General features: G+C 61.2%; 15 protein-coding genes and 3 tRNA genes. 15 read left to right on the top strand and 3 right to left on the bottom strand.

What is annotated here, in order from left to right; genetic code table 11:
* Nucleotides 1-16 precede the first annotated feature (16 nt).
* Nucleotides 17-2,803, top strand: a complete 2,787-nt coding sequence (locus M1D89_RS22040; RefSeq protein WP_498646975.1) for a PEP/pyruvate-binding domain-containing protein — start codon at nt 17-19, stop codon at nt 2,801-2,803.
* A gap of 7 nt (nt 2,804-2,810) precedes the next feature.
* On the opposite strand, the gene M1D89_RS22035 is transcribed toward M1D89_RS22040, so the two are convergent.
* On the bottom strand, nt 2,811-3,731 hold the full coding sequence (locus M1D89_RS22035) for a cation diffusion facilitator family transporter (RefSeq protein ID WP_498646973.1): 921 nt from the start codon (nt 3,729-3,731) through the stop codon (nt 2,811-2,813).
* A gap of 10 nt (nt 3,732-3,741) precedes the next feature.
* Complete coding sequence (locus M1D89_RS22030) at nt 3,742-4,242, bottom strand: metallopeptidase family protein (protein ID WP_498646971.1); 501 nt, start codon at nt 4,240-4,242, stop codon at nt 3,742-3,744.
* Nucleotides 4,243-4,333: 91 nt separating this feature from the next.
* On the opposite strand from M1D89_RS22030, the gene M1D89_RS22025 reads away from it, so the two are divergent.
* On the top strand, nt 4,334-5,257 hold the full coding sequence (locus M1D89_RS22025; protein WP_498189838.1) for a carbohydrate kinase family protein: 924 nt from the start codon (nt 4,334-4,336) through the stop codon (nt 5,255-5,257).
* Here the strand turns inward: M1D89_RS22025 and M1D89_RS22020 are convergent.
* Entirely contained in the window at nt 5,254-6,207 is a 954-nt protein-coding gene (locus M1D89_RS22020) for a DMT family transporter (protein ID WP_498646969.1), read from the bottom strand. The two genes, M1D89_RS22025 and M1D89_RS22020, sit on opposite strands and share 4 nt — an antisense overlap.
* A gap of 259 nt (nt 6,208-6,466) precedes the next feature.
* On the opposite strand from M1D89_RS22020, the gene M1D89_RS22015 reads away from it, so the two are divergent.
* The 13 genes from M1D89_RS22015 (at nt 6,467) to M1D89_RS21955 (ending at nt 14,911) form a co-directional block, all read left to right on the top strand.
* Nucleotides 6,467-6,539: transfer RNA gene (locus M1D89_RS22015), tRNA-Glu, on the top strand.
* 84 nt (nt 6,540-6,623) lie between these two features.
* Nucleotides 6,624-6,697, top strand: a tRNA-Asp gene (locus tag M1D89_RS22010).
* Between the two features lie 46 nt (nt 6,698-6,743).
* A tRNA-Phe gene (locus tag M1D89_RS22005) sits at nt 6,744-6,819 on the top strand.
* Nucleotides 6,820-7,009: 190 nt separating this feature from the next.
* The gene (locus M1D89_RS22000) at nt 7,010-7,768 is read left to right on the top strand and encodes a prolipoprotein diacylglyceryl transferase (protein WP_498189841.1); all 759 of its coding nucleotides are present in this window, start codon (nt 7,010-7,012) and stop codon (nt 7,766-7,768) included.
* Nucleotides 7,765-8,100 carry a hypothetical protein gene (locus M1D89_RS21995; RefSeq protein WP_498189843.1) on the top strand — a complete coding sequence of 112 codons (336 nt, stop codon included), beginning with the start codon at nt 7,765-7,767 and terminating at the stop codon, nt 8,098-8,100. The genes M1D89_RS22000 and M1D89_RS21995 overlap by 4 nt, the downstream gene beginning before the upstream one ends.
* A gap of 105 nt (nt 8,101-8,205) precedes the next feature.
* Entirely contained in the window at nt 8,206-8,568 is a 363-nt protein-coding gene (locus M1D89_RS21990) for a hypothetical protein (RefSeq protein WP_498189845.1), read from the top strand.
* Between the two features lies 1 nt (nt 8,569).
* Entirely contained in the window at nt 8,570-10,195 is a 1,626-nt protein-coding gene (locus M1D89_RS21985) for a radical SAM protein (protein ID WP_498646967.1), read from the top strand.
* Nucleotides 10,192-10,566 (top strand): hypothetical protein, encoded by a 375-nt coding sequence (locus tag M1D89_RS21980; RefSeq protein WP_498646965.1) that lies wholly within the window; start codon nt 10,192-10,194, stop codon nt 10,564-10,566. Before M1D89_RS21985 ends, M1D89_RS21980 begins: the two co-directional genes overlap by 4 nt.
* A gap of 494 nt (nt 10,567-11,060) precedes the next feature.
* On the top strand, nt 11,061-11,891 hold the full coding sequence (locus tag M1D89_RS21975) for an SGNH/GDSL hydrolase family protein (protein ID WP_498646963.1): 831 nt from the start codon (nt 11,061-11,063) through the stop codon (nt 11,889-11,891).
* A 288-nt stretch (nt 11,892-12,179) separates the two neighbouring features.
* Nucleotides 12,180-12,869, top strand: a complete 690-nt coding sequence (locus M1D89_RS21970) for a hypothetical protein (protein ID WP_498189852.1) — start codon at nt 12,180-12,182, stop codon at nt 12,867-12,869.
* 226 nt (nt 12,870-13,095) lie between these two features.
* Nucleotides 13,096-13,407 (top strand): hypothetical protein, encoded by a 312-nt coding sequence (locus M1D89_RS21965; RefSeq protein ID WP_498189854.1) that lies wholly within the window; start codon nt 13,096-13,098, stop codon nt 13,405-13,407.
* A 76-nt stretch (nt 13,408-13,483) separates the two neighbouring features.
* A complete protein-coding gene (locus tag M1D89_RS21960) occupies nt 13,484-13,897 on the top strand; it encodes a four-helix bundle copper-binding protein (RefSeq protein WP_498189855.1) in 414 nt (137 codons plus the stop codon).
* Between the two features lie 222 nt (nt 13,898-14,119).
* A complete protein-coding gene (locus M1D89_RS21955) occupies nt 14,120-14,911 on the top strand; it encodes an SOS response-associated peptidase family protein (RefSeq protein ID WP_498189856.1) in 792 nt (263 codons plus the stop codon).
* The last annotated feature ends 177 nt before the right edge of the window (nt 14,912-15,088 follow it).

Below are 15,088 nucleotides of genomic sequence, written 5' to 3'. Positions count from 1 at the left end.
GGAGCCTGTTGCGTCCATGGACAAGAAGCAGCCCGGGGAGCCGTCGCAGGAACACGACGAGGGGCTCGGCGCGTCCGATCCGCAGTTGGTTTTGGACATCGCCGAAATCCAGGGAACCATGCTTCCCCGCGTCGGTGGCAAGGCAGCCAACTTGGGCGAACTGGCCAACGCTGGCCTGCCCGTGCCTGGCGGATTCTGCCTCACAACTGATGCATACCGGCGGGCGCTCTCAGGTGCTGGCCTGGAGGTTGTCTTTGCAGCTTTGGCTGAGGCCAGCGCCTCCGGCACCCGCGCCTCCGGGACGGACGCCTCCGGCTTGGACCAGCTCAATGAGCTAGCCGCCCGCGCCCGGTCCTTGGTGCTCGATACCGGGGTACCCGATGGAATCGCCGAAGCCGTACGGTCTGCGTACGAAGAATTGGGGGACAACGTCCCTGTCGCAGTACGGTCTTCGGCCACTGCAGAGGACTTGCCTTTCGCCAGCTTCGCGGGACAGCAGGACACTTTCCTGAACGTCGTTGGTATTGACTCAGTCCTTGATGCCGTGAGCCGCTGTTGGGCATCGCTCTGGACAGATCGTGCAGTGGCCTACCGGACCACCAACGGGATTGACCATGGAACGGTGTCCCTCGCTGTGGTTGTGCAGGAGATGGTGAATGCCGTCACCGCGGGCGTCATGTTTACGGCTAATCCGGTGACGGGGAATCGCTATGAAACCGTGATTGATGCCAGCCCGGGCTTGGGGGAGGCCGTAGTTTCTGGTGCTGTGAATCCGGATCATTACGTTGTGGACGCCCATCGTGGTGCCATTGTGGAAAGGACCGTGGGCGATAGGCAAGTGGAGATCCGTGCCAGGCCCGGCGGTGGCACAGAACGCTTGGAACGCCCCGGCCAGCCCGGAAATGAGCAACCGCAGCCCTGCCTCAATGATCGCCAGGTCCTCGAGCTTGCCAAGTTGGGCCTTGAGGTCCAAGAGCCTTACAGCGCTCCGCAAGACACCGAGTGGGCAATCGACCACGACGGAAAGTTGTGGCTTACGCAGGCGAGGCCCGTCACCACGCTGTACCCGCAAACCACACGCACGCCCCCGGCTCCCGGCGAGCACGCGTTCCTGAACTTCAGTCTCGCTCAGGGCCTCACCAGGCCCATGACGCCCATGGGGTTGGCCGGAATCCGGCTGATAGCCTCAAGCGTCGCCCAGACAGCGGCTTTCGACGTTCCCAATCCCCGGTCAGGTCCGCCTCCCTACTACGAGGCCGGACAACGAATCTTCTTCGACTTCAGCGCGGTGCTGCGAAGCCGGGTGGGCCGGACAATCGTGCCACGGGTTTTTGACGTTATGGAAGCCCGCTCCGCATCCATTATGCGTGGGCTCTTCGACGACTCGCGCTTCGCAGTGACCATCAAGACACCCAGGAAACTGATCCGCCATGTGGCTCCGGTAGCGGCTAAGTACCGTGTCCCCGAGTCACTGTTCCGTGGTCTGTTCCGCCCAAGCAAAGCAATGCAGCGTGTGGAGCGGCTCAACACCGAGTTACCCACCACCTTCTCCGTCCCCACGGAAGCCACACCCCACCAGCGGCTCGGCCACGTCCAGAGAATCCTGGGAGAGGAAGTCTTCGCTACGGTTCCCCAGGTGCTGCCCCTTCCTGCTCTCGGATTCGCGATGTTGGCACTGGTAAGGCGGATTCTTGGTGACCAAGCGCCGTACAGCGAGCTGCAAACAGTAATCCGGGGCCTACCCCACAACGTCACCACTGAGATGGACCTGGCTTTGTGGCAGCTCGCCTCTGAGATTCGTGACGATCCGGACGCCGTTGCTTCCATGGTTGGCCGAACGCCGCCAGAGCTGGTGCAAAAGTATCGGGCAGCCCAGCTCCCGGCAGCTGCACAGGCCGGCTTGGAGAGGTTCCTGCGGAAATATGGACACAGGGCGGTTGCAGAGATCGACCTTGGCATGCCCCGCTGGTCCGATGACCCAACGCACATCCTCGGTGTCATAGCCAACTATCTGAGGCTCTCCGATGGCGCCGAAGCGCCTGACCAACAGTTCAAGCAAGCAGCCCTCGACGCCGATGAACAGGTAGCGCGTTTCGTGGCCCGCGCCCGGTTGAAGAGTCCGTTGCACGCGGTGATCGTGAGACTTGCTTTGGACCGAACACGGCGCTTCGCCGGATTGCGGGAGTTGCCCAAGTACAACCTGGTTCTGGGGCTTTCAGCTGCGAGGAAGCAGTTGCTCCTGATCGGGAATGAGCTTGCGGCAGCACAGCGGATCGAACGGGCTGAGGACATCTTCTTCCTGGACCTCGACGACGTCGAGATCGCCTTGGCAGGAGACGACCTCCGCGAAGTGATCACCGAGCGCCGTGCTGCTTACCACCAGGAACTACGCCGCAGACACATTCCCAGGGTCTTGTTGTCGGACGGGACTGAACCTGAGGCTACGCCCGGCCGGAACGAAGGCAAGCAGCGCCCCGGCACTTTGTCCGGCAGTCCGGCGTCGGCAGGTCTTGTATCTGCTCCCGCTCGCGTCATCATGGATCCGGTTGGCGCCCACTTGGAACCGGGAGAAATCCTCGTGGCACCGTCAACGGACCCTGGTTGGACGCCCCTGTTCCTCACCGCAGGAGGGCTGGTCATGGAGATGGGAGGAGCCAACTCGCACGGTGCTGTGGTGGCCCGTGAGTACGGTATCCCTGCGGTGGTGGGCGTCCCCGACGCCACATCGCGCATCAGCACAGGCCAGCACATCACGGTGGACGGCGCTGCCGGGACCATCACCACCGAAAACCCCAGGCAGTGAAACGGTCTCAGGCGTGCTGGTGTGACTCGTGCTCGGAATGGCTCACCGGTTCCAACTGGAAGGTGCAATGCTCGGTGTCGAAGTGCCGGCCAAGGCAGGAGCCCAGCTGATCCAGGATGCTGTCCGCCCCGCTGGCATTGAGGACCGCATCCTCCACCACCACATGGGCTGAGAACACGGGAACGCCGGATGTAATGGTCCAGATGTGGATGTCATGGGCATCCACAACACCGTCCACGGCAACGATGTGCTCCCGGATCATGTTCACATCAACGCCCTTGGGGGTGGCTTCCAAAAGCACATCCACAACGTCCCGCAGCAGATGCCAGGCCCTCGGAATGATCATGAGGGCAATCAGCACGGAGGCCAGAGGGTCCGCAGCGCTGAATCCCGTGGTCATAATCACTACTGCCGCCACAATGACGGCTATGGAGCCAAGGAGGTCACCGAGGACTTCAAGGTATGCACCACGGACATTGAGGCTTTCCTTCTGCGCTCCCTGGAGGATCAGCAAGGAAACGAGGTTGGCCACAGCACCCAAAATGGCGGCCCACAGCATGACGTCCGTCTGGATTTCCGTTGGCTCGCCAAAGCGGCGAATGGCTTCGATCATGATCACCACGGCGATGACGATCAAGATCAGGGCGTTGGCCAAGGCAGCCAGAACCTCAGCCCTTTGATAGCCGTAGGTTCGCTGGTCGCTCGCCGGCCGGGTTGCAATCCACGCCGCCATCAGGGCAATGAACACACCTGCCGCGTCCGAAAGCATGTGCCCGGCATCGGCCAGCAGGGCCAACGATCCGGACACGACGGCGCCAATCACCTGGACGCCCACCACACCTAAGGTGATGGCGAGGACGGCAATAAGCCGCTTCCGGTGCTTGCCGGTTGCTGTGACTCCGTGGGAGTGGTTGTGGTCGTGCCCCATGCCTATAAGGCTAGCCCCAGCCGAGCTCATGCAAGCGGTCGTCGTCTATTCCGAAGTGGTGCGCAATCTCGTGGACCACGGTGATGGCCACCTCGTCAATGACTTCTTCGCGGGTGCTGCAGATGTTCAGGATGGGTTGGCGGAAGATCGTGATCCGGTCAGGCAGGGAGCCTGCCTCCCACCAGGAATCGCGTTCAGTCAGCGGAACTCCCTCATAGAGTCCCAACAGCACGGTGTCCGGATCTTCGCCTGGCTGTGGCGTGTAGTCGTCCTGGATGAAGATCGCCACGTTATCCATGGCGCTCGCCGCTTTGGGCGGGATCAACTGCAAGGCGTCGCTGACGGCTTCTTCAAAATCTTCGGGCGACATTTCATAAGGCCCCGAAACATAGGCCTCATCAACGGGCTCATTCTCAACAGGGCTGTGCACCGCATTCCGTTCCCGTAGCGGCGATGAAGGGCGCTCGCCGTCGGGGACTATTGGCAGGCCGGGAGGAAGATTCGCGGGCATGATTCGACTTTAGTCCGCCTTGGCATCATTGGCGCCGTGCGTGATGGGAGATACTGAACTCAATCCTCTTTTCAACAGACACAGGAACCGCATGACCGGCACCGCTTCCCTCGCACCTGAGCCCCTCGACGTCGTCGTTGTGGGTGAGGCATTGATCGACATCGTCCAGTCGGCTGACGGGCAGAAGGAGTACCCGGGCGGATCGCCGGCCAACGTCGCTTTCGGCTTGGGCCTTCTGGACGTGAAAACGGGCCTGCTGACAGCAATTGGCCGGGACGAGCGCGGCGATGCCATCGCCGCGCACCTCCAGCGCGCAGGTGTGGTCCTGCTGCCCGGATCCATGTCGGCAGGAAAAACCGCCACGGCGACCGCCCGGATAACTGCCGACGGTTCGGCCGATTACACCTTCGACATTGACTGGGCGCTGGCTCCACTTGCCCTGCCCTATGCGCCGAGGATCCTGCACACCGGCTCCATCGCGACTTTCCTGGAGCCCGGCGCAAGTGTCGTGAGGAGTTTGCTGGAGCAGGCGCAGGGCGGATGCATGGTCACGTACGACCCCAATATCCGTCCCGATCTCCTTGGAAGCCACCATGAGGCTCTGTCCTTGTTCGAAGAGATGGTGCCGCTGACCGACGTCGTAAAAATGAGTGGCTCGGACGCCCGCTGGCTGTACCCCGGCAAGTCGTTGGAGGATACGGCGAACCACCTCTTGGCCCTTGGGACGGGGCTTGCTGTGGTGACTCAAGGGGTCAAGGGAGCGCTCATGGCAACGAAGCACATCCACATCAATATCCCGGCCGTCCCGGCTACCGTGGCAGACACCATCGGCGCCGGTGATTCCTTCACGGCTGCGCTCATCATGGGGCTGCTCTTGCGGGGCAGCGATGGAATGGCGCCCACTGTGTTGGAACGGATCGGCACCATCGCATCCATGGCCGCCTCAATTGCTGTTGGCCGCTCCGGCGCCAACCCTCCCACACACCGTGAACTTCTGGTGGGCATGGCCCGTTAGTGGCGGAGTTGGCGGGTGCGGCGCCGGGTCAAACCGACGCCGACCAGGCAGATGACGCCGCCGATCAGTCCCCAGATGGTTGGTACTTCCTGAAGCACCGCCCAGGAAATCAAAATGGTGGTGCCTGGAACCAGGTACGTCGTGGCAGCCAGTTTTCCGGCCGAGATCAGGGATAGCGCGTAGGCCCACGTGGTGAACGCGATGGCCGTCGGGAAGATCCCCAAGTAGACCAGGCCGAGCGTGGCGGGGAGCGGCGCCGCTTGGACTTCGGAGATGAGCTGACCGGTCCACGGCAAGCAGCAGATCGCGCCTACCATGATGCCGAACCATGTCGCTTGGCCTGCCGTGAACTTCCGGAGCACGGGTTTCTGCAGGATTGCGCTCACCGAGGCGAGTACAGCGGCAAGCAGGCACAACAGCACACCGGCCACGTCCGCCGTCGAACGCTGTCCGGAACCCAAAGCGATCATCGCGACGCCGCAGAACGCCACACCGCTGCCGATCAACAGCCAGCGCGGGAAGCCCTCTTTGAGGAAGACACCGGCAAGGATGGCGATGAGGATCGGCGAGACGTTGATCAGCATGGCGCTGGTGCCGGCGTCGAGCATGTGCTCCGCGGCGTTCAGCGCAACGTTGTAGCCGCCGAACCACATCACCCCGTACGCCACAATCGGCAACCACTCACGGCCGCTTGGCCAGACCTTCAGCGTCGGCAGCACCACGATTCCAAGCACGACGGCGGCAACCGCCAACCGTCCGAGCGTCAGGGAACCGGGGGAGAAGCTGGGGCCGACTGCACGGATGCCTACGAAAGCCGAAGCCCACAGGACGACCGTGATGATGACGGCAGCGATGCCGAGTTTGCTGATGGCTGCTCCCGGCGCGGGGGTGGTGCGCGGGGGCAAGCCCGGGGAAGGCTGACCGGGTTCGGCCGGGGTGGTGGTTGTCATGAGCCAAATCTATCCGTCGGGGGCCGGGGGCGGCTGGCGGTTTTCGGACGCGTCAGGACAAGATCCTGCCAATGTTCGGCTGGCACCCTCGATGGGGCCCGTCGAGGGCCCTGATCTGTGGTCCGGGACACCATGCAGACCTCGATTTGGGAATATCGCCATCTATGCTCTAAAGTTTTAGAGTCCAGTTCGGACGAGCGAGACACGGAAAGAACGCGTAAAGCGTCCCTTTTCTTTGCGAAATCCGAATTGAGTTCAGGCCCCCATCGTCTAGCGGCCTAGGACACCGCCCTTTCACGGCGGCGGCACGGGTTCGAATCCCGTTGGGGGTACGCAAGGAAGTGGTAAACCGGATGAAAAAAGTCTGGTAAGCTAGAAGCCTTGAAAAAAACGCGGTAGAGATACTGCAAACGCAAGGCCCTGTAGCGCAGTTGGTTAGCGCGCCGCCCTGTCACGGCGGAGGTCGCGGGTTCAAGTCCCGTCAGGGTCGCTCTGAGCGCCGAAGAAATTCGGTTCTCAAGGTGACATGTCACCTAGGCTCTGTAGCTCAGTTGGTAGAGCGTTCGACTGAAAATCGAAAGGTCACCGGATCGACGCCGGTCGGAGCCACCACTGGGAAGCATCAGTTCTTCGGAACTGGTGCTTTTCTTCTTTAACGCGGCTGGCACGGCGGTTCCCGGGGTTTCTTGTTGCCAAGGCGGATAAGGCCGATCAAGACGAATCCAATTGCTGCCTTACGGCGGGGTAAAGCCGCATCTCGCCCACGGGAGGTGCTCAGCGTAGTCGCTGCTACACTCTGCTCATGATCGGGCTTCCCTTCGCGGGAGACGGGCTGGTGCACGCCGGCCTGTTAGGGCTGGGAATCTTCGCAGCTCTGCTGTTCTACGCCTATGAGAAGCGCCGGCGCGGCCTATCCGATCCCCGGTTGTGGCCCATTGCCGGTTTCGCTATCGCCTTCGGGGCGATCGGTTCACGCGTGCTCACGTGGGATGTTTCCCGGCAGGTCTCCTTGGCGGACTGGTGGGGCAACGGCGACCGCAGCATCCTCGCCGGCCTTGTGGGCGCGTGGCTGGGCGTCCACATGGGCAAGCGCCTGACAGGTTACCGCGAATCCACCGGGGACTTGCTGGCACCCGCGGTCGCCCTGGCACTGATCATGGGACGGGTGGGCTGCCTCCTCACGGAACTGCCCGGCACCCCGACCAGGGGCGCATGGGGGATAACGCTCACGCCCGGGCAGGCTGCCATGCTGGGCGGACAGTCCGGGGTAGGGCTCCACCCGTCCTTTGCCTATGAAATCGTGTTCCATATGGCCGCATTCGGGCTCATGTGGCGTTATCGCGATCGTCTGCCCCATCCCGGCGACCTCTTTATCTGCTACGTGACGTCCTATGCCTTGTTCCGGTTCGGAGTCGAATTCGTCCGCGGCAACGAGGTGCTCTGGCTGGGGATGAGCCGTTCCCAATGGTTCCTCCTGATGATCCTCCCCCTGCTGTCCTGGCGGATGCTGCGGGTATTCGGGAAACCCCTCCGCCCGAAGGTGGAAGGAACGGTGGCATGAGCAAGGACAATTCCCGCCAAGAAGGTGATGACCCCCCTGAACCAGCGCTCGGCCCTATGGGGTATGGAATCCTGTTCGGGACTACTGCCCTTTATGCCATCTATGTCGGCGTACCGATTGCTTTCGGTGGACCCCAGAACATGCGCTTCCTGACCGGGCCGTCCGCCTTCATTCCCATCGGCGTCTACCTGTCGATAGCCGTGGTCCTGGCGGTCCGGCCACGAACATCCCGGTGGGGTGCGGGCCTGCTCATTGGCCTGGGAATCTTCACCCTGCTCGGCGGAGGAATTTGCGTCGGAAGCCTCGCCGTGCAGATGAGAAGTGACTTCTGAGATGAATCCCTTACCGTTCTCTTCCTGGCAGGTCCTGTCCGGCCGCGGCCAGCCACTCCATGGTCACTGCAAACCGCTCCGCCCAAAGTTGGAAAGAAGCATGGCATGAGCGATGACAACCCCGAAGAACCCTGGAGCCCACTGCCACCGCCCCGGGAAGAAGAGCCGCCGTCCAAACCGGGCCTCGGCCTCATGGTGCTCGGAATCTTGTTAGGGACTCCTGTCCTTTATGCCCTCTATTTTGGGACACCAAGGGGTATCGGTCCGGATGAAGGGTACAAGACTTCCCTCGCGGGGCCGTCGGCCCTCGTTCCAATCGCCATCTATCTTGCGATAGCGATTGTACTGGCGGTTCGGCCACGCACGTCCCGGCTGGGTGCGGGGCTGCTCATGGGCCTGGGAATCTTCACACTGCTCGGCGGCGGGATCTGCGTTGCATACCTCGCACAGATGAAAGGCGATATCTGAGATGAATCCGTCACCGTTCTCTTCCCGTCAGGCGTTGCCTGGCCCCGGCCAACCCCTGCGCGGGGACCGGATCCACAGATATGTCACGGCCTTCTGTCCGCTCTGCCACGAGACAAACTCTCCTCTCGCGCAGGTTCGGCGCCTCTCTGGTGCGCTGCTGATCCGCGATGACCGGGTCTGGCTTGAACGCGGTTGCCCGGACCACGGACTCATCAGTACCTTGTACGACGAGTCTCCGGAAATCCTGCGCTACCTGGAAAAATGGCAGGCGCCGACCAAGCAACACATCCCGGACCAACCTGGCAACTACCGCCAGATACCGGAGGCCTACGCCTACGGGCTGCCCGCCATGCAGACGCAGCACACGTGCATCCTCCTGCAGGACATCATCGAACACTGCAATTTGCGCTGCCCAACCTGCTTCACCGCCTCCGGCCCCCAGCTGGAGGGAGTGGCGCCGCTCAGCGAGGTGCTCACGAATATCGATACCCGGCTTTCCCGCGAAAACGGGCGGTTGGACGTGCTGATGCTCTCCGGCGGTGAGCCCACGCTTTATCCGCATCTGGCTGAACTTCTCGATGAGCTCGTCGCCCGACCGATCGTCCGGATCATGGTAAACAGCAACGGCATGCTCATAGCCACCGACGACGAACTCCTCGCACTGCTGGCAAGTCACCGGGACCGCGTGGAGGTGTACCTCCAATACGACGGCCCGTCCAAAGCAGCATCCATCCACCACCGAGGCGGAGACCTGACCCGCTTCAAAGACCTGGCCATCGCACGCCTGTCCCAGGCAGGTATTTTCACCACCCTGACAATGACAGCGGCACTGGGTGTGAACGATGGTGAGGTCGGTGCCGTCGTCATGAGGGCATTGGAAACCCCGTTCGTAGGTGGGGTTGCCCTGCAGCCGGTCTTCGGTTCAGGGCGCGGCCACGGCATCGATCCCATGGACAGGCTCACCCATACAGGCGTGCTAGAACGGCTCGAGGAGCAGACCGGAGGCGTGGTCGCATGGCACGACCTGACAGCACTCCCGTGCTCACATCCACATTGCGCGTCCGTGGGCTACATGCTGAAGGACGATGCAGGAGTCTGGCGGTCGCTGACAGCCCTCATCGGGCACGATCAGCTGCTCGCCTGGCTGGAACTCAACCCTGACACCATCGCCAACCGCATCGCCGACAGCGCGATCCCGCTCGAGCTGCGAAATCTCATGAAGTCCTCCCTGCTGGACCTGCTAAGCGAGCAGTCCTCGCTGTCCCACCCGCGGACCGTGGATCTTTGGAAGAACATCTGCACCCAGTGTGACCTCGGCATCGGCACACTCACCACACTGGCAGCCGGTAAGCTGCCGGGGCAGCAACAACGTCTCCGTCGGCTCCTTGCCGAACGGGTCACCCGCATCATGGTCAAGCCCTTCATGGACATCTCCACCATGATCGAGGAACGACTCACGCAGTGCTGCATACACGTGGGTACGAAGAGCGACGCCGGCGATCATCAGTGTGCTCCTTTCTGTGCTGTCCAAGCGTGGCCAGCCCTGGCTAGGCAACGAATGAGCACAGCAACGGGCACGCGGCTTCTCCCGGTCCGCCAGGTTTCACTTAACGACAGGGAGGAATGATGAGTTCTGCTTCGGATGCACGACGCATCGCAGGCGGATCACCGCCTTCGGAACTCGTGCATCGCACGCATCCCGGGAACCAAGCCGGCGGCGGGCCCGATTCAGAGGGCCAGGCAGCGGCACCGTTCGATCCGCTGCGGCTCTGCATCTTCACCACTATTTCCTTACTGGGTTGGCTGGGAGGCCCTGTTGCCGTGGCCGTGTTCGCTGCCATCGGATTTGCCGGGTACTGGAAAGCTCGACGGAGCGGACTGGCGAAATCGAAATGCTACCTCCGCGACACGAGGCTGGTCCTGGCCTACCTCGGCACCCTGTTAGCGGCTGGGCTGTGGGGGATTTATTCGATGGCAGCTCAACTGTTCGGCCCTTAGGAGCAACATCAGTGGACTATGGTCAAGATTCTTGAACCTGAGTCGAGTGTCGAAGCCCGTCCCGATGCCCCTCATGAAGCGGCGTGCGTCTGCCGACATGCCCCGCAGAATGAGTATGGCGCACTCCAGCCGCGGTTTACGGTCCTGAGCCCGGTCAAAAGACAACGCCAGTGACATGAAGGAGGGCTGCTAGTGGATCACAGACCGCCCAGCCCCACCGACACCGTTGCCCTGAATGCCTTTCCGGGGAGGAAGGTTCCCCCAGGATGCTGGTGACACCGCGCGCGGCCTTTTAAGGAAGACGTCCAAGCGATACTCGGGATGCACCGACAGCCTCTTCCATCAATGGCAGCAAATGAAAAGTTCTTGAGCTTGCTGAACTCGGACCCGCCGGAAATCAGGTACTCCCAATCGATGACCAGATCCCCCAACAGGCGTACGGTTACTGCTACACACCCGCTTGAATCGTGCATCAAACTTTCTAAGGGGTAAAAATGCGGCATTCAGCAGGAGGACGGCGGCTCGCCGTATTCGCGACTGTACTGGCTACCACGGTTATGGCAATCGGGTTGGCGGCCATGCCGGCACAGGCGGCCCGGCCGCCCCTGCCGCTGGACTATGTTGCGCTCGGGGACTCTTACGCGTCCGGGCACGGCGCGGTCCCGTATACAGACCTCAACTGTTTCGTCAGCCAGAAAGGTTACCCTGCCATTGCGGACAAACTCCGGGACGTACAGCTGACAGCCAACACCGCATGCTCTGGATGGACCATGGACCAAGTGTTGGCCAACATTCCTGTCGCTGCTCTGGAGGAAGCGGAAATTGTCACGCTCACTGTAGGTGCGAACGATTTGAACTCCACAGAACTCCTGTTCGCATGCCTTCCAGCGCCATCATCGTCTGAATGCCTTGCAGCTCGTACGCGTGTGGAAACTATGCTGACGGACGGCAGCTTTGCCATGGAACTGGCCACTTTGGTGACCACGATCCACGTCCTCGCACCTGACGCGAAGATTGTCCTGCCGGGATACCCATTCCCCTTAGACTCCAGTCACCCCCTAGCTGCCCAAGTCAATTCTTTGGCTGGTGGACTCAACGCCGTGATAGCCGGCGTCGCTCAGTTGACCAATGCTCAGTTTGGCGATGTCCAGTACGTCGACGTCACCGGAGCCTTCATCGGTCACGGAGTCGGTTCGGCTGACCCATGGATCAACCTCAACCCCGATAACCTGCAGGATCCTGCAAACTTCCATCCAACGGCGGAAGGCTACAGGCACGGTTACTTCGCCTCATTGGTCAGTCAAGATGCGTTCGTCCTGAACTAGGCCTCATGTCCGCTAACCACCCTAACGGTGCTTGCTGAATTCGCTGTTCCAGCGCCGATGTTGTCGTCAGGCAATCTAAGGCGACCATGAATGATCTTGCGTCTCGAGCGGAGAGTCACGGGCTAGAAGGGGCGCGCCGCGGAGCCTGATCCTCGTTCCGAACCAAACACGTCCGAACACGGTCATTTTTGACCGTAGCGAATTGGCCAAGTAATCCCGGTTTTGGCGACGTCATCCTCGTTCCTAGGCACCCTTTCTCCGATTCGTGCCCGGGCGGATAATCAGCACATGGACGAGTTGGAGCGCCTGCGGCGACGCGCGTACGGACGGGATGGCGACATCGCGGGGGATGTGGCGGCTCAGGCCCGGCTTTCCGAACTGGAGGCCGCCCAACACCGACAGCTGACTCCAGTCATCGATCGCGCCCCGAGCGTCCCCGCTGCACTGTGGTGGCACCGACGCCGCTGGTTGATGATCTTCGGCAGCGCCGCCGTTGCCCTCGCCCTGACGGTTCACGTTGCGTGGCTGTCGCAGCTGGGTGCTGATGAGCCGACAGCGCTCCCGTCCAATACTTTGACGGACATGGCGCAGCCCGTCCCACCTGCGCAGCGTTGGAACGACGTGCCCTCGCCGGACTTCGTGCTCGAATTGAAGCCGCCCGGCGCAGACGCCGATGAGCCGGAAGACAACCTCGGCACTCTCGACGCGCTGGGTCTCAGTGCCAATGAACTGCGGCAATACGAGAACTTCCGGGGCTTCGGCGTCTGGAGCGGAGAGTCTCGCTACGGCATCGTCTGCCTGTTCGTGGCCGACTTTGGGATTCGCGAGAGGAACGGCGCCGAAGGGTGTTCCCCCAAAGGCCTCGAGACCGTCGCGGAGGTGATGTGGGCCCAGGACCAGGGTCTCGACCGATTCGTGCTCAACGGCGACCACGTCGAGGTTTACGTGTTCCAGAGGGCGGCTGACCCGTCTGGCTAGATGGGGCGTGCCGCGGAGCCTGATCCTCCTTCAAACCAAGCAGTTCCGAAAACGGTCGTTTCTTAACTCCTAGGCATGTGTGTGATGTGGCGGGTATCGCGGGTGATCGATGTTTTCTGGACAGCAGCCTTGAACTCCTTTTCGGAGGCTATTGCTTTGCTATCGAAGTGAGAAGTTAATGGAGCTCGGAGCGCAGCCTGCGCTCTGTTAATAGAGGAGAGAGCTAATGAACCTGACCAAGAGATCGCTTGCGGTTTCTGCCATCGTTTTTCTGGGAGCTTTAGGAATTGCGCCGGCAGCGTCTGCAACGATCCACCCGATTGTAGAATCCTATGACTGCGCCTCGGAGACCGCCTTCGCACAACATCCACTTGGAGACGTCGCTGATCCGCCCGGCGTAACACCCGGATACGGCAGCCATTCAGATACAAGCTCCCTACGCTCACTGAACGTGATCACAGACGGCTTCCAGGATTTCTCGAGCCCGGCGCTTTCTGATTTCAAGCTCAATGGCGAATGCGGCCACTCTGGCCCATAACCTCCCGCTCCGGAGCCCGGACTGGGCCGGCTCCGGACCTTTCCAGCTACTCACGCCATGGATGACAGAGTACAAAATGACCCACGGGACCACTCACAAATTGCTCGATGCCTACCCCAAAGACCTTGGCGACATTGATCAGCACAAACTGGCCGAATGCATCTCGGCCTGTTTCGCATGCTCACAAGCCTGTACTGCCTGCGCAGATGCCTGTTTAAGTGAGGACATGGTTGCCGAGCTGACCAAATGCATCCGCGCAGATCTGGACTGCGCGGACATCTGCACCACGACGGGAAACATCCTCTCCCGCCATACCGGTTACGACGCCAACATCACCCGAGCAGTGCTCCCCGCCTGCGCCACGGTATGCAAGGCATGCGGCGAGGAATGCCAGCACCACGTGGACATGCATGAGCATTGCCGGATCTGTGCCGAGGCTTGCCAACGCTGCGAGCAAGCCTGCAACGAACTCTTAACTTCACTGGGCTGATTGGATCATGCACATGGGCAGCCGAGATGCTTGACCCCTTGTAGGCCGTACCAAACTTCGCGGCTTCGGTGCTCTTTGCTGTTTCATTTCTAAGGAAGTGGAAGACCAGACAGATCATCTGAATTGGCTCAGGTCGATGCTGGCCTAAAGGGCTGCCTTAAACGGTGGTCCCATTAGAAGGTGGTGAGATGGGCTCATGTTACCTAACCGTGGTTTCGACCGATGGTCGCCTTCAGTGACGCGGTCGTGGCAATCGCCATCACGCGCGTTGTTCTGCCGCTTGTCGATTTAGCCCACGATGGCACCCATGAAACGGTCGCTCAATTCCTAAGAGACAATGCCTTGGCTCTTGCTGCAGTTGCCTTGAGTTTCGTAGTGATCGGGAACTTGTGGCAGGCTCATCATGAAGTCTTCGAAAGCATCAACGGCTTTACAAGAGTGATGATGCAGATCAATTTCATTTGGCTTGCTGCGATCGTCTTTCTACCGCTGCCGACTGTGCTGATCGTATCTGAAACCAATTCGGACCAGCTCGGCACTGTGCTCTATATCGGAACAATTGTGGCCGGGCGCCCGGGAACACTTGACCGGCGCCTCCAGATAGCAAAGTGGGGTCTCGTGCCGTCCTGGGCAAAGGACACCAAGATCGGATCCAAGCTGATAAATGCCCGCAGCGAGAGCATCCTGGAGAAGCCCTCCTTCCGGTCAGCTGCGGTCAAGCGCAGGGCTATCGTTCCCGCCGAGGGCTACTACGAATGGCAGAAGACCGAGGACGGCAAGAAGATCCCGAACTATCTGTTCTCCGAGAAGGAACCGTTGCTGGGCTTCGCTGGCCTGTATGAGTTCTGGCCTGATCCTGCCCTGCCCGAGGCCGATCCAGAACGTTGGCTGCTGACCTGCACCGTCCAGACCCCAGTCACCCAGGACGCTCTGGGGCACGTCCATGACCGGCCCCCGGTCATCATCCCGAAACACCTCTTCGTGGAATGGCTTCGACCCGGACCTAACCGATAGAGCCGACGTCCAACACTTCATAGAGTCCCTGCCGGAACCCACGCTAACTCCGCGCATCGTCACCACCCGCGTGAACAGCACGGGTCAACAGCGCCCCGAGCTGATGAACCAGCTCAGGGGCGGTTCCGCGGGCAAGGTGACCTCGTCAGGGCACCCATGAGGACGCCCTAACGTTTC

It is taken from the genome of Arthrobacter sp. D3-18 (assembly GCF_054408525.1).
Note: the sequence above shows the minus strand (reverse complement) of the source record. Positions and strands in the feature narration are given on the sequence as shown.

Coding starts and splice junctions, on each gene's coding strand:
- M1D89_RS22030 (WP_498646971.1), bottom strand. CDS start 4,242: ATGCCCGCGAATCTTCCTCCCGGCCTGCCAATAGTCCCCGACGGCGAG.
- M1D89_RS21960 (WP_498189855.1), top strand. CDS start 13,484: ATGACCCACGGGACCACTCACAAATTGCTCGATGCCTACCCCAAAGAC.
- M1D89_RS21990 (WP_498189845.1), top strand. CDS start 8,206: ATGAGCGATGACAACCCCGAAGAACCCTGGAGCCCACTGCCACCGCCC.
- M1D89_RS21980 (WP_498646965.1), top strand. CDS start 10,192: ATGATGAGTTCTGCTTCGGATGCACGACGCATCGCAGGCGGATCACCG.
- M1D89_RS22000 (WP_498189841.1), top strand. CDS start 7,010: ATGATCGGGCTTCCCTTCGCGGGAGACGGGCTGGTGCACGCCGGCCTG.
- M1D89_RS22025 (WP_498189838.1), top strand. CDS start 4,334: ATGACCGGCACCGCTTCCCTCGCACCTGAGCCCCTCGACGTCGTCGTT.
- M1D89_RS21970 (WP_498189852.1), top strand. CDS start 12,180: ATGGACGAGTTGGAGCGCCTGCGGCGACGCGCGTACGGACGGGATGGC.
- M1D89_RS21965 (WP_498189854.1), top strand. CDS start 13,096: ATGAACCTGACCAAGAGATCGCTTGCGGTTTCTGCCATCGTTTTTCTG.
- M1D89_RS21975 (WP_498646963.1), top strand. CDS start 11,061: ATGCGGCATTCAGCAGGAGGACGGCGGCTCGCCGTATTCGCGACTGTA.
- M1D89_RS22020 (WP_498646969.1), bottom strand. CDS start 6,207: ATGACAACCACCACCCCGGCCGAACCCGGTCAGCCTTCCCCGGGCTTG.
- M1D89_RS22040 (WP_498646975.1), top strand. CDS start 17: ATGGACAAGAAGCAGCCCGGGGAGCCGTCGCAGGAACACGACGAGGGG.
- M1D89_RS22035 (WP_498646973.1), bottom strand. CDS start 3,731: ATGGGGCACGACCACAACCACTCCCACGGAGTCACAGCAACCGGCAAG.
- M1D89_RS21995 (WP_498189843.1), top strand. CDS start 7,765: ATGAGCAAGGACAATTCCCGCCAAGAAGGTGATGACCCCCCTGAACCA.
- M1D89_RS21985 (WP_498646967.1), top strand. CDS start 8,570: ATGAATCCGTCACCGTTCTCTTCCCGTCAGGCGTTGCCTGGCCCCGGC.
- M1D89_RS21955 (WP_498189856.1), top strand. CDS start 14,120: ATGGTCGCCTTCAGTGACGCGGTCGTGGCAATCGCCATCACGCGCGTT.